12 protein-coding genes and 1 pseudogene are annotated in these 14929 nt (G+C 42.4%); 5 read left to right on the forward strand and 8 right to left on the reverse strand.

Translation table 11 applies throughout. The features are described from left to right. Nucleotides 1-10: 10 nt before the first annotated feature. Nucleotides 11-1105, reverse strand: a complete 1095-nt coding sequence (gene ftsY / locus VLA57_RS00635) for a signal recognition particle-docking protein FtsY (protein ID WP_084674211.1) — start codon at nt 1103-1105, stop codon at nt 11-13. Nucleotides 1106-1822: 717 nt separating this feature from the next. Here ftsY and VLA57_RS00640 point away from each other — a divergent pair. From VLA57_RS00640 to VLA57_RS00650, 3 genes are all read left to right on the forward strand, one after another. Continuing rightward, nucleotides 1823-1975 carry a hypothetical protein gene (locus VLA57_RS00640; RefSeq protein ID WP_333954026.1) on the forward strand — a complete coding sequence of 51 codons (153 nt, stop codon included), beginning with the start codon at nt 1823-1825 and terminating at the stop codon, nt 1973-1975. 172 nt (nt 1976-2147) lie between these two features. Next, nucleotides 2148-3629, forward strand: coding sequence for a M16 family metallopeptidase (locus VLA57_RS00645; RefSeq protein ID WP_333954027.1), 1482 nt, complete (start codon nt 2148-2150; stop codon nt 3627-3629). An 83-nt stretch (nt 3630-3712) separates the two neighbouring features. Continuing rightward, nucleotides 3713-5260 (forward strand): M16 family metallopeptidase, encoded by a 1548-nt coding sequence (locus tag VLA57_RS00650; RefSeq protein WP_333954029.1) that lies wholly within the window; start codon nt 3713-3715, stop codon nt 5258-5260. An 83-nt stretch (nt 5261-5343) separates the two neighbouring features. On the opposite strand, the gene VLA57_RS00655 is transcribed toward VLA57_RS00650, so the two are convergent. Further along, the gene (locus VLA57_RS00655) at nt 5344-6210 is read right to left on the reverse strand and encodes a D-Ala-D-Ala carboxypeptidase family metallohydrolase (RefSeq protein WP_440824612.1); all 867 of its coding nucleotides are present in this window, start codon (nt 6208-6210) and stop codon (nt 5344-5346) included. Nucleotides 6211-6543: 333 nt separating this feature from the next. Here VLA57_RS00655 and rodA point away from each other — a divergent pair, with 333 nt between their 5' ends. After that, on the forward strand, nt 6544-7686 hold the full coding sequence (rodA, locus tag VLA57_RS00660) for a rod shape-determining protein RodA (protein ID WP_011513816.1): 1143 nt from the start codon (nt 6544-6546) through the stop codon (nt 7684-7686). A 1290-nt stretch (nt 7687-8976) separates the two neighbouring features. Then, nucleotides 8977-9324 (forward strand): annotated as a pseudogene (locus tag VLA57_RS12545) (septal ring lytic transglycosylase RlpA family protein); the annotation flags it as partial. Between the two features lie 165 nt (nt 9325-9489). Here the strand turns inward: VLA57_RS12545 and radA are convergent. From radA to VLA57_RS00695, 6 genes are all read right to left on the reverse strand, one after another. Beyond that, nucleotides 9490-10935: a DNA repair protein RadA gene (gene radA, locus VLA57_RS00670; protein WP_133104583.1), complete on the reverse strand. Its 1446-nt coding sequence runs from the start codon at nt 10933-10935 to the stop codon at nt 9490-9492. 243 nt (nt 10936-11178) lie between these two features. Further along, complete coding sequence (gene lptB / locus VLA57_RS00675) at nt 11179-11889, reverse strand: LPS export ABC transporter ATP-binding protein (protein WP_333954461.1); 711 nt, start codon at nt 11887-11889, stop codon at nt 11179-11181. 192 nt (nt 11890-12081) lie between these two features. Beyond that, on the reverse strand, nt 12082-12651 hold the full coding sequence (lptA, locus tag VLA57_RS00680) for a lipopolysaccharide transport periplasmic protein LptA (protein WP_011513820.1): 570 nt from the start codon (nt 12649-12651) through the stop codon (nt 12082-12084). Nucleotides 12652-12726: 75 nt separating this feature from the next. After that, a complete protein-coding gene (lptC, locus tag VLA57_RS00685; protein ID WP_333954032.1) occupies nt 12727-13311 on the reverse strand; it encodes an LPS export ABC transporter periplasmic protein LptC in 585 nt (194 codons plus the stop codon). Continuing rightward, nucleotides 13308-13874 carry a KdsC family phosphatase gene (locus tag VLA57_RS00690; protein ID WP_149409482.1) on the reverse strand — a complete coding sequence of 189 codons (567 nt, stop codon included), beginning with the start codon at nt 13872-13874 and terminating at the stop codon, nt 13308-13310. The genes lptC and VLA57_RS00690 overlap by 4 nt, the downstream gene beginning before the upstream one ends. A 39-nt stretch (nt 13875-13913) precedes the next feature. After that, a complete protein-coding gene (locus VLA57_RS00695; protein WP_133104578.1) occupies nt 13914-14906 on the reverse strand; it encodes a KpsF/GutQ family sugar-phosphate isomerase in 993 nt (330 codons plus the stop codon). Between the last annotated feature and the right edge of the window lie 23 nt (nt 14907-14929).

Genomic DNA, 14929 nt, shown 5'->3' on the forward strand with positions numbered 1-14929 from the left:
CTGTTGAGCGCTATTCTTTGTCATCAGTTTCAAACAGCGCGGCGACAAATTGTTTTGGACTAAAGGCACGCAGATCATCAATCGACTCACCTACGCCAATATAACGAATAGGTACATCTGTCGTTTCGGCAATATTAAAGACCACACCGCCTTTGGCAGTCCCGTCTAGTTTAGTAATCGTGATTCCGGTTAATGGTACCACTTTATTAAATAATTCCACTTGATTAATGGCATTTTGACCCGTGCCAGCATCAAGCACAATCATGCCTTCATGTGGCGCGCTTGGATCAGCTTTGCGCATCACACGTACGACTTTTTCGAGCTCTGCCATTAGATGGGTTTTATTCTGTAAACGTCCAGCAGTATCGGCAATTAACACATCGATATTTTTTGCTTTAGCAGATTGCATGGCATCAAAGATAACTGATGCACTATCAGAGCCATGACCTTGCGCCACAACTGGAATATGATTACGCTCACCCCAGATTTGCAGCTGTTCAGTAGCAGCTGCGCGGAAAGTGTCCCCTGCTGCTAACATCACAGACTTACCCTCGCCTTGCAAACGTTTGGCAAGTTTACCGATAGTCGTCGTTTTACCTACGCCATTCACTCCTACGACTAAAATCACAAATGGTTTTTTACTGCTATCAATAATAAGCGGCGCAACTTTCGGCGTTAAGATATCGACCAATTCAGTCTGTAATGCCTTGTATAATGAATGCGCGTAGATTAAATCACCGCGATCTGTCTGCTCAGTAAGGCTTTTGATAATACGATTGGTCGCATTGACACCGATATCAGCCACCAACAGTTGGTCTTCAACCTCTTCTAATAGCTCATCATCAATCTCTTTGCCTCCAATAAGGATACTGACCATCCCTTCGGCTAAGTTCTTACGCGACTTACTTAAACCGGTTTTCATCCGGTTAAACCAGCTGCCTTTTTTGCTGCTTTCTTGTTCCTCTTGCAACGCTTTATTTGCTTGCGACTCTACTGGAATCGTTTGCTGTGGCTCAGAAGACGCTTGATTACTACTACTATTAATGCTACTTGCACTGCTAGGCGTAACGCTTGGCAGATCCCCTAATTGTGCTTGTAAGGGCATAGTAGGGATTTTTGATCCAGAGACAGCTGGTGTTGTCTTCTCTGTTTCATTGGTATTTGCAAAGCTCTCTGAGGTATTGTCTGTATGACTCTGCTTTTGCGTCATGAGGATAGGCGCGCCTAGGGCAATGCTCTCGGCTGCATCGGTGCTTGATACTTGCTTATTGACTGTAGGCGTTGGCTCATCACTATTACTTACCTCATTTTTTTCAGGTGCATCGATAATAGGGACAGATTGCACTGGCAGACTGGGTAAGGTAATATCATCGTCATCTAATTCATCAAGTCCGCTGTCAAGATTAATGACCACACGATTGCTATTATTGGGGTTATTCATAAGTTTGCCCTAAAGTTCATCAGTATCAGTAATGTGTTTATGGTAAAACCGGATCTGTATATCGTTGTATTGTCCGTTTTCTATGATTCAATGCAGAGATTATTTTTAGTCTAGTTTAGCATAATTCAAGTTGAGCTCAGCCTTTCGCATCCTAGATTGCTTATAAATGGCAAAAATCATCAAGTGATACAAAAGCGCTATTAAACCTTTAGCGTGAAAAAGATGATAAATAAGATCGCTCATTGAGCAAGTTTCGCTTAAGGTTTGGACACATAAATCTGACCTTTGCGATGGCAAACTTCGCCTACTCTTAGCAAGGTTAATTAAATACCTGTTTATACCTTTTATCTCCATGCTTCTTACTTATATTAGGAATGTCTTATGTTGTCTTCATCCAATCATTATAAAAACATTACCCATATCACTGCTGCTTTATTACTGGCGACGATGGCACTATCAGCGACAGGTTGTAACACGACTCAAGAATTCAAGCCGACTGCCAGTGTCATGGTTGGTGCGCACAAATCTTTATGATGGTATAAGTATCAGTACTATGATGAAAATAGATATGTAGTCAATTGAATTTAAAAATAACACAGTACTGCTATTCTGAACGTAACTCTTTTACATTGAACTTACTATACGCTCTCATCCATTTACAAGCTGCCCGTTTAAAAGTCTCCCTTTTATATAAGTAGAACATATCATGTCTGTCCCTTTATCTCGAACCACACTCTCTTTACGTCTTGCATCTGCCTTAGCCATGGCGACCACACTTGCCGCTTGTCAAACCAGTACCATTAACGCCAATTCCGTGACTGCGGTCAAGAATCCAGTGCCTGAAAACATAGTTACCAAGGACATTCAGCCATCATCAGCTCTGACTATGGATATGTCTGGTCGCCATGAATATCAGTTGGAAAACGGTTTAAAGATAGTGGTAAAAGAAGACCATCGTGCGCCTGTGGTGATGACTCAGATTTGGTATCGGGTGGGCTCAGCAGATGAGCCACTCGATAAAGGTGGTATCTCGCATGTGCTTGAGCATATGATGTTTAAAGGCACTAGTAACGTTTCAAGCGCTGATTATGAACGCCTAATTGCTAAGTTTGGCGGCGTCAATAATGCCTTTACTAGCTATGATTATACGGGTTATTACGAGCTGTTCCCTGCTAACCGTTATCCTTTAGCACTTGAGCTTGAAGCAGATCGGATGAAAAACTTGGTATTTAATGAAAAAGAGTTTGTCAAAGAGCATCAAGTTGTCATGGAAGAGCGCCGTCAACGTACCGATGACAATCCACTTGCCAAGGCTTACGAATCATTTCGTTTGCTGGCCTTGCCAAATAGCCCTAAGGGTGAATCGGTTATCGGACCCATGAGTGAGCTTGAATCGATTACGCTCTCAGACTTAAAAGACTGGTATAAAACATGGTATGCACCAAATAATGCCACCTTGGTTATCGTTGGCGACGTTGAGCCCGCTGAGGTTTTAACCCAAGTAAAGCGTTATTTTGATGAGCTAAAACCGAGTAAGCTGCCAAAACGTCCTGAAGTGAGTCAAAAAGGCTTTCGCGGTTATCAGCAAGTAGAATCTGAGCAAGCAGTACAAGTGCCTGTATTGCTGATGGGTTATAACGTACCAAGCCTTGTGACAGCAGGCGCAAGTAACGAAAAACAAGCCTACGCGCTATCCCTTGCGCAAGACGTATTGGATGGTGGTTTATCGGCGCGACTTGAGAGCCGATTGGTACGTGAGCAAGGGCTGCTGACCACAGTGGGTACCTCATATGACTTATTAGATCGCGGTGATGGGCTGTTCTTGATACAAGCGACTCCGCGTGAAGGCGTCAGCTTAGCGCAAGCGCAGCAAGCCATCATCTCTGAAATAGAAAAGCTTAAAACCGATCCAATTGCCACCGATGAAATCGAGCGCGCCAAAACCAATACGGTCACTGGTCTGATATACGCGCAAGACAGCATGGAAGGTCAAGCGCGTATAATTGGCTCACTACAATCTATCGGTCTCGATGATAGGTTACTTGCTCAGCTACCCACCAAAATGGATACCGTAACGGTTGCAGACATACAAGCAGCTAGTAAAAAGTATTTGGTCAAAGACAATTTGACGGTCATGCATATTATCCCACCTAAAGAACCGGTCAAAAAGGTCGTTAAGAAAAAATAAGGTTAATATAATATCAGATGATGTTATCCAATATTATGACTCAAAATACCAATGACTAAAACGCTATTAATAAGAAGAAAGATATGACTCAAAATCCTACTATCCATGCTAAAAAGAATACTGTTCTGGTGTCATCAATAAAGCCAACATTTAAGCGACTACCCTATTTGAGTATGGGCTTATTTTTGGGGCTGACTACTTTGACCATGACCGCGCAGGCTGATGACATTACTGGTGAGGATTATCGTACTCAAGCATCTGCAGTCGATGTTAATGCACCTATTGCTGCTTTGTCTAAGTTAACTAGCCTTGATAATGCCAAGGCTTTAAAAGTCACCGTTCCAAAGATTCAACAGTTTAAGACCAAAGCGGGTGTGCCAGTACTTTTTGTACCGACGACGGCATTACCCATTGTCGACATCGATTTACGTTTTAATGCTGGTAGCGCGCGCGATGGCAGTATCAGTAGCACAGGTTTTGGTATCGCCAATATGACAGCGACCATGCTCGAACAAGGCTCAAAACGTTTAGATGAAAACGAATTTACTCGCGCGGTTGAAACCTTAGGCATCAATCTGGGTAGCAGTGCCTATAAGGATATGTTTACGGTCTCATTACGCAGTCTATCTGACGATAAACATTTATTACCTGCCATCGATTTGATGACCCAAATGCTTACCGAACCAAGCTTTGATGAGCAAATTTTAGCCCGCAATAAAGCCCGTTTATTGGTCGGCTTGCAGCAGCAAAAACAAGACCCAAACAGCCTTGCCAGCCTTGCTTTTGATAAAGCACTCTATGGCGCCCATCCTTATGCTCATCCTTCTGTTGGTACACTTGAGACAGTACCTAATATCACAAGACAACAGCTGATAGACTTTAAAAATCGCTATCTGGTTGCCGCCAACGCTAGCCTTTCTATGACAGGTAATCTCACTTTAGCGCAAGCCAAAAAACTGGCAGAAAACATCACGGCAGGTTTACCTACTGGTCAAGCAGCGCCTATTCTGCCTGAACCAAAACCATTGACGAAGTCTCAGCATATTCATATTCCCTTTCCTAGCACTCAAACGACAGTACTGATGGGGCAACTTGGTGATAAGCGTGCAACGGATCTGCAAGCGCAGCAAAAGCAAACCAGTTTTGCCGTTGGCAACGAGGTGCTCGCAGGGGGCGATTTTAATGCACGACTGATGACGGAAATCAGACAAAACCTTGGCTATACTTATGGTATTTCAGGCTCAATGAGTCCGATGCTGACACGCGGACCATATCAGATAGGTTTTTCGACGCGCAATGACAAGGCTCGTGCTGCGATTGATGCTAGCTTAGACGTTATTAATGACACGTTAAAAAATGGCATTACTAGTACTGAGATGAAGCTGACCACGGATAATTTAAAAAACAGCTTCCCAATGGGTTTTGCCAGTAACGCTGGTATTAATGGTTTGCTTGGTATGATGAATTTTTATCAGCTACCAACAAGCTATCTTAGCAACTATGTCAATCGTATCGAACAAGTCAAATTAGCAGAGGTGAATCAGACCCTGCGTGATACCTTAAAGCCTGATGACTTCTTAATTGTGACCGTTGGTGAGGTCAATCCTTGGGATAAGAAGGCGGCTAAATAGTTAATTTATCTTTCATAGTGCTATAAAAAAGCTCAGCCCATTATATATACGGGCTGAGCTTTTTTTCTATCTTAGAATTATCGTCAGTAGCGGCAGGCAGAGCTGCTACTGGCATGATTAAAGCCCCATTTACGATAACCATCGGTATCTAAATGTATAGCACCAGTGGAATATAATCCTAGACCAAAATTGTGCGACTGACCCTGATATTGCCAAAACTCACATAAGCTGTCTTGCATTCGGCTCAGCTGCCATGGACTACTTTCATAATCTGGCACCCAAATATCAATCGCGCCAGCTGTCATATGCTTACTACTACTCGCGCCGCCCGCGCAGTCATTTAATCCGGGACTACGATATACCGAGCGTATCTCACTGTTTGCTGGCAGAATCCCTTGGCTTTTCAGCTGACTATATAGCTGCAATGTCGGTACAATGTTTGACCACAGCTCCTGAGGAGGCAGTTGATACGGCTCATAGCCACATTTGTCCCAACTGCGAGCGGTGGTCAGCAGCTGTGACAAAGGCGGTACGTTTCGAGCGCCGACACGCGCGCTTAAATAGCGTTGATAGTTTGCTACTTGGCTTGCGCGATAGCTATTACTGTTGAGCCAAGTATTAAAATCCATGCTGATAAAATCATTGTAATTGTTATTACCTGTGCTATAGGTGGTGTTATAGCGCGGCGTACTTCTATTGGTAATGACACGTTTGTTCTCTTCTATGGATAAGCTGGCATCAAATTCAAACTCACGCTGCTTTTGCTGAATGAGTCCTTGCATACTATCGCCGCCTGACCCACTTAAGATAGTGACACCTGCATTATAAGGCGCTCTTTGTGCAGATGGCGTGATATAGGTATTAGCGTTGCTGTTGTTCACGCTGCTACCCTGACGTACTTGGATACGGCGCTCGCTATTATCACTAATAATAGCGGCATGGGCACTCATAATACTGGCACAAATACAGAGTGCAATAATAGGCTTGTGGATTTGCCTGTAAACTTGTTTTGTTATTTCGATCATTGCAACAAACACCGCTAAAAACGTTTTATCGATACTATCAAATTTTAAGCAAGCAAGCTAAACTATCGTCACCAATTGACAGCGACTTATTCGTTATTAACACTTATCCTCATTATTTTTATATTGACGTTACTTTATTACCGACAAGTTACTTTTTTTATCATCTAATCGGTTAAATGCCCTATAATTATCGATTTTCTTAAGTCTTCTGCTAAATATAGCCCTTCTTCCACGCCAACTGCCAGTCACACTTTGCCTATGTCTTCTAACCCGCAATATCGTTTTTCCCGACAGAGCCACCATTTCGGTCAAGGTCAGACACCGACCTTTTGGCAACGTAGTCATATTGACCCTTGGTTGACCCTTTTATTATTGACCGTTTGTTGTATTGGGCTAACGATTTTATATAGTGCAGCCGCTCAAGATACGAGTATGGTGCTACGACAAATGGTCAGCTATGGTGTCGCTTTTACCGTTATGTTTATCATGGCGCAGATACCACCGAGCCTTTATCGTACTTTTACGCCCATCTTTTATGTATTAGGTCTGATACTACTGGTGTTGGTTGATATTATCGGTGAAGTACGTATGGGGGCGCAGCGCTGGATTAATCTACCAGGATTTGGTAGTGTGCAGCCCTCAGAGTTTATGAAGCTTGGCATGCCTATGATGTGTGCGTGGTTTTTGTCTAAGCGTGATCTGCCCCCTTCACTACCCAGTATTGGCATTACCTTGGCGTTAATTGTGGTGCCAGTCTTATTAATCGCTAAAGAGCCAGATCTTGGCACTTCATTATTAGTCGCTGCTAGCGGTATCTTTGTGCTGTTTTTGGCAGGGCTATCGTGGCAACTGATAGCTGGTGCGGTTGCTTTGTCGATCCCGCTTGTTGCCTTTGCTTGGAATTTTTTGTTACACGACTATCAGCGTACCCGTGTACTCACACTATTCAATCCTGAGGCAGATGTGCAAGGTGCTGGCTGGAATATCATTCAGTCCAAAACTGCTATCGGCTCCGGCGGTCTAACGGGTAAAGGCTATTTAGAGGGTACACAGTCGCATTTACATTTCTTACCAGAAGGTCATACCGACTTTATTATCGCGGCTTTCTCTGAAGAGTTTGGCTTGCTTGGTGTCATACTATTGATGTTTATTTATGCATGCTTATTGACCCGCGCCTTATATATTGCCTTTTCTCATCCTGATACTTATAGCCGACTATTAGCAGGCGCGATTGCGATGTCGTTTTTTGTGTATGTTTTTGTCAATGTTGGTATGGTCGGCGGTATTTTACCTGTCGTTGGTGTACCTCTGCCTTTTATCAGTTATGGTGGTACTGCCATTGTTACTTTAATGGCAGGTTTTGGTTTACTGATGTCCATTCATACGCACAAGTCAGACTAAGTATCTCCATTTCTATACCTAAAGAGACAATATTTTAATAATACGGTCTCTTTTTTATACCCTTTATAAGCCCTATCAAGGTGCAATGAATTTTTCAGAAATTAAATATTCAATAGCTTATGTCAGTATCTAAAATAGTGAAAATGGCGATGATACATAGATGGCTGAATACATAAAGAAAACATAACATAGCATGTTTAAAAATTGAATCGATTAACAAATAACCGCACAAATTTGACTTAAAATCTAGTTACTAAGTAACTATACGTAAAGATAGAATGTGCAAAAATCTTAGTAAATAAGTTCATTTTTGCCCATTTTATTTGTAATCAATTATATATGAAGTATTATAAAAACTATAATTTTATTACGCCTTATTCTATCATAAGATTATGATTTAATTAATAATATTTTCAAATACCATCCTTGCAAATTATACCTAATATTCAGTATTTAGGATTGAATACCAGTCTGTTTTATTCCTTGTCTTTTACAATTATTTGCGTTAATCTCGTCTTAGTGTCATTTATACATAACCCGTACAGACCTACTAAGAAAGTTAGCATTTAATTATATTGTCGTTGTAGCTCATCCGTATAGTTAGCAACTTGTAGATTTTAGACTTTCAAAGTCACTACTTAATTAACGGTTTAATAACAAACTCATACGTAAAACTCTCGAAACCCTTTATTAACTTAGCAATGTTAAAAAGGCTGTTTATCGAATATTAGTATCTGATTTTAGTTGTTGATGAATATTTTAATTAAGATTGTTAACTATCATTTGAGCGTGTCATAAGTGGATTATTTACAATCATCAATCCAGTTATGATCATGAATTAAAAATTACCATACGTTAGAACTTATAAAAGCCGAACGATAAAATCAGTCATTATAAAGAAGATAGATTGATATCGGTTTTGGAGTTTGCGGTATTGTTAGATTGGTCTAACATTATCTCGCTCAATCTAAGATGTTTTTAGAGTTAGGTTCTAAGGTATAAGTCATAGAGGTATTTATGAATAAGCGTTTATCTGGTTTACTTACAATGTCAGCGGTACTATTTGCTGGCTCTGCAATCGCTTCTAATGCAAATGCTGTAGAATCAAGAACCTCCCTTGCTATGATCTCGCAAGATAACGCCTCCCATATCGACCGTGTACTTGGTGAACTTAGTCGTCAACATGACGGCGCATCAAGCTTAGTCAAGTCTGCACGCCAACCTGCTTCATTAGCGCTTAGCAGCTCACTGTTAGCCAGTGATACTGCCCAAGTCAGTAATGATGAAGATGTGTTAGAGCGTTTAACAGCTGTTGCCTCTAACTCTGTCAGTAAATTCAAGCAAACCGGTTTAGCTTCTTGGTATGGTCGCCAGTTTCATGGTCGCAAAACCGCCAGTGGCGAAACTTTTGATATGAATGGTTTAACGGCGGCACATCGCTCATTGCCATTAAACTGCTATGTTAGAGTGACCAACAAAACCAATGGTAAAAGCGTCATCGTTAAAGTAAATGATCGTGGTCCGTTCCATGGTAATCGTGTGATGGATTTATCTTATGGTGCTGCCAAAAAACTTGGTATTACTGCTAAAGGTGTCGGCAACGTCGCTATTGAACGTGTTTCAGGACCTTCTTCTTAAACCATTAACGTTTTAGACCATTCGCGGTTTAAGCCTTTAACGGTTTTGTACAAATATTTTTAGATTTAAATAAAAGCGCCTAACTAATTGATAGTTAGGCGCTTTTTATGTCTTAAATTTACAGTGTTTATTTTTCTAAATATTAACTTAACAAAATACAGAAAACTATAGTTCAAATGCACTGGCAATGGCATCATCAAGACGTTCAACTGCGATCACATTAATACCTTTAAACTGCGGCGCATCTTTGGCAGGCGCATTAGCTTTAGGAATAATAGCATGTTTAAAACCATGCTTCATGGCTTCCTTTAAACGCTCTTGTCCATTGGGTACAGGACGAATTTCTCCTGATAACCCCACTTCACCAAAAACCGCCAATGACGATGGCAAGGCTTTTTCTCTAATGCTAGATGCACAGGCTAATAATACTGCCAAGTCTGACCCTGTTTCTATGACTTTGACACCGCCAACGACATTGACATACACATCTTGCCCGCTAGTATGGATACCGCCATGGCGATGCATCACTGCTAACAGCATAGACAAGCGCTGAAAGTCTAATCCTAATGCCATACGTCTTGGTGAGCCTTGCGAGTCATCAACTAAGGCTTGTACCTCTACCAATAGCGGTCTTGTGCCTTCTCGGCTAACCATAACCACAGAACCCGCCACGGGCTTGTCATAGCGACTCAAAAATATCGCTGATGGATTGGCAACCTCTTTTAGTCCCATATCCGTCATGCCAAAAATACCTAGCTCATTAACCGCGCCAAAACGGTTTTTAACGGCACGAATCATACGAAAACGCGAATCAGATTGACCCTCAAAGTACAATACCGTATCAACCATATGCTCAAGAACGCGTGGACCAGCAAGCGTGCCTTCTTTAGTGACATGTCCTACCAAAAAAAGTGCCGTACCCGTTTGCTTAGCATAACGCGTCAAAATCGCCGCTGACTCTCGAATTTGACTGACCCCGCCTGGTGCAGAGTTAATCGCATCAGTATAAATAGTCTGAATGGAATCAATAATAGCAATCGCTGGCTGCTCTTGAGTCAAGGCGGCACAAATAGTCTCGACATTGGTTTCAGCGAGCACACGAAGTCTGTCCGCAGGCAAATCCAAGCGCTTTGCCCGCATAGCAACCTGTGCCAATGATTCCTCACCAGTCACATACAAAGCGCTTCCTGCCAGTGAATCCGCTTTTGCCATATTGGTCGCAGTTTGCAGTAGAATGGTCGATTTTCCGATACCGGGATCACCGCCAATCAGTACCACAGAACCTGCAACCAATCCACCGCCCAACACACGATCAAATTCACTAATACCAGTCGGCAACCTAGTATCTAAACCTACGCTCACCGCATTGAGCGGCATCACAGCACTATGCGTTCCTGCATAATTGCCCGCCGGTGTACCAGCACCACTTGCATTACGAGGTATGGCGCGACCAGCATTGGGCTTTGCTACGTTTTTATTATGATGTGGCATACTGACGTTAGGCGCTTCAGTCAAGGTATTCCATTCGCCACAATCACTGCATTGCCCTGCCCACTTGCCAAAATGAGCACCGCAAGCTTGACAGACATAACTGGTTTTATTTTTTGCCATAATATAGAAGCCTTATGCAGGTGTTCAAGTTTAAAAGAGAGAGTATATGAAAGGGAATGACGCTTATAAGCGTATTTTTGAAGATAAGAACTAAAGTATAAATATTAAGATAAACAAGCAGTTGCTGTAAGAAGCAATGTTTTATAGAAGGATTTTTGCGAACGGCACAATATAGAGATGGCTGACTAAGAATGCAAAGTAACAAATCTTATGTCAGCATAATTCAGTAATCAATCAATTAGTCTATACCTGAAAGTCTTTACCAAGATACACAGATTTCACCAGCTCATTTTCCAGAACTTCTTCTGAGGTACCCTCAGCAATGATAGCGCCTTCTGAAACAATATAGGCTTTTTCACAAATCGCTAAGGTCTCACGAACATTGTGATCAGTGATTAACACACCGATACCACGTCGTTTGAGCGCTAAAATGACATCTTTGATATCACCGACAGAGATAGGATCTACACCGGCAAAAGGCTCATCTAATAAGATAAACTTGGGGTCAGCTGCTAGAGCGCGAGCAATCTCACAACGACGACGCTCACCGCCTGATACGCTCATGCCTAGAGATTTTCGTACATGTTCTAAGTGAAAATCATTAATGAGCTTTTCAAGCTCTTGACGCTGCTGGTTACCATTCAAATCTTTACGAGTTTGTAAAATGGCTAAAATATTGTCTTCAATGGATAGCTTACGAAAAATAGAGGCTTCTTGCGGTAAATAACCAATACCGGCACGCGCACGCTCATGCATAGCATATTTAGATAAGTCCATATTTCCCAAGGTGACACGGCCTTTATCCATATTGACCAGTCCGACTACCATATAAAAGCTGGTCGTTTTACCGGCTCCATTTGGACCTAACAATCCAACGACTTGCCCTTGCTCAACAGAGAATGAGACATCTTTGACGACCCAGCGCTTACCATAGCGTTTACCCAAGTTTTGCATCGACAAACGAGCGACCGGCTCAACAGCAGCATGCGCTGTTATGGTTTGGTTTTCTACTAAACTGGCATTATTTTTATTATCATTCATAACTTACTCATAAGGTGGTCGCATTTAAATGGATAGCAACCACTGAAATGTTTAGTCGTTTGTTTATATTTATCGCAGGTGTTATGACTTAAGTCGTCATATAGCCTAACGTATACCACTCTGGCTGGTACTATTGTTAGGCGGGAATACCAATTCGACGCGCTGATTGCCGCCAGCAGTCGCTTCCACATCACCAGCTTTTAGGCTATAACGAATGACATTACCTGCGAAGCTTGCACCATTTTGTACCAATTTTGCATTGCCCGTTAGCGTCACGATACCCGTCACAGCATTATAGTCAATCTTATTTGCCTGACCTTTTGCCAGACCTTTTTCTTGCGTCACAACTTGCTGCATCGTCGCTGGACGCCCTGTTGCTACTGCAGAATTGATACTCCGACCTTGTGATAAATTGACCGTGATATTATCAGCGGTCATCTTAAACGTACCTTGAGTAATAACTACTGTACCAGAATAACTTGTGATACCGCTACGCTCACTATAAGTGGCTTTGTCTGCCAATAATTTAATAGGCTGATTGGCATCTGATGGCAGAGCATGGCTGTATAGTGGCAGCGCCAACAGCATAACCACTGGCAGTGCACGCAATCTATGCGACACTTGAATAGAGCGTGTCGATAGCAAGCGTAAAGTAGGCAAAGAATTAGATTTCATGAAAATTACTCGTTTTATAATGGGTAGTAGAGTTTGCAAACTTCCTGCTAGATGCTTCACTGAATAATATGCTAATTAAAACAGGGCTTTGTCTTGACGATCAGCGGGCGTAAAAGAGACAGCCACTTGACCAAATTCATAGTCGCCCGTTTCAAGATTGGCTTTCATACTCGATGCCTCAAAACGGTTCATACCTTGTTCAACCTTAACTGGCTCATTACTATACACTTGACCTGACTTGGTATTGCCTTTCAATGTGGCACCAGTGACTTTAATAGGTTCAACATTGGCATTGGCCGTCTTACCCTCACTGATTAAAGAGAAACCGCCCGATAAGCTCAGCTCGCCCGTCTGCTGACTGATAGCCGCTGTACCCGCTTCAATACGATAACGCTGCTCATCCGAAGGCTCCCAGTTCATGGTAATGCCTTTCATCTCATCTTTATTGGTCACCGGATTGTGCGTCAATGACTCAGCGCTCAGCTCATATTCGGTCTCACCTTGCTCATTGGTTTGTACCGCTTTAATATCTGTTGCTTCATAATCGACATCAGAGGTTTCAATATTGACTGGCGGCGTGATTTCCCCTTGCTGCTTAAAAAACCAACCAGCAAGACCAGCGATGATCAAGGTAATGACTATTAAAACACGAGTATTCACGATAAGTCATCCTGATTTTTTACTTCATCAAGCGTATAGTGCGCGATAAAGTCTTGGTAATGTCCATGACCCTTTAAAATGAGATCACATACTTCACGTACGGCGCCTGTACCGCCGGCTCGCGTGGTTACCATATCACTGCGATTGATAACCTCTGCTTGGGCATTTGGCACAGTAGCAGCAAATCCTACTGTTTGCATGGCTTTGATATCTGGCAAATCATCACCCATATAAGCGCAATCAGCAGCCGTGATATTAAGTGCCGGATCAAGGCTTGCAAGCAGCTCGTTTAATGCTACTAACTTATCATCACGTCCTTGGACAATATAATCTACACCAATTTCAGTGGCGCGTTTATCGACCATAGAACTGCTACGACCGGTAATAATCGCAGTCAAAATACCATAACGGGCTAATGACTTGATGCCTACACCATCATAGACAGAAAACGCTTTGGTCTCAACACCATTGGCATCATAGATAATTTGACCATTTGATAAAATACCATCAACGTCCATGACCAATAACTTCACTTGTCCGGCTTTCTTGATTAAGTCTTGCATCAGTCATCTCTTTTATTAATAGATATTCTAATATAACGTTTATTTTACACCAGCTTGTAGTAAATCATGTACCGTAATAATTGCTTCTAGGCGCTGGTCATCATCGATAATAAGCAATTGACTGATAGCATTCTCATTCATCACGCTAAGCGCATCTGATGCTCGCATGGATTTACTGATACGACGAGGGCTACTCACCATCAGCTCACGCATCGGGGTCTGCAAATCAATGCCTTTTTCCAATCCTCGCCTTAAATCACCATCGGTAAATATACCCACTACTTTTTTCTCAGCATCTGTGACCACCGTCATGCCCAATCGCCCAGCTGACATGATAAATAGTGCTTCTTGTAACGGTGCCTGCTGATTAATGAGTGGCAATTCCTCTGTCTTAGTATGCATCAAATCTTCTACGCGGGTCAGTAATTGACGACCCAATGCACCTGCAGGATGTGATAACGCAAAATCTTCTGAGGTAAAATTGCGGGCATGCACTAAGGCAACTGCCAATGCGTCACCGAGTGCTAGAGTTGCTGTGGTACTTGAGGTAGGAGCCAGATTGAGCGGGCAAGCTTCTTGCGACTTACCAAGAGTCAAGATAATATCCGCAGCATGTGGCAGCATACCTCGTTTATCTCGACTGATACTAATCAGCGGAATATCTAAGTGCTTGACCACAGGCAAGAGCATTTTTATCTCATCTGACTCGCCAGAGTTAGAGATGGCAAGCAACACATCCCCTTTGACCAACATTCCGAGGTCACCATGCCCTGCTTCACCAGGATGCATAAAGAACGATGGCGTACCAGTGGACGCAAATGTCGCCGCTATCTTACGACCAATCAATCCCGACTTACCCATCCCTGTCACAACCACACGACCTTGACATGCCAAAATGATGTCACAAGCCTGAGCGAATCTATCATCTATTTGCTCGGTCAGTAATGCTAGTGCCGCCTTTTCAGTATTGATGGCATCAATAGCGGTACTAATAAATTGCTCATGGGTTAGATTGCGTTCAGGACTATTCATACAGTGGCTCTATATTTTATTAA

It is taken from the genome of Psychrobacter sp. S4(2024), from assembly GCF_036861305.1.
Classification (GTDB): Bacteria; Pseudomonadota; Gammaproteobacteria; order Pseudomonadales; family Moraxellaceae; genus Psychrobacter; species Psychrobacter cryohalolentis.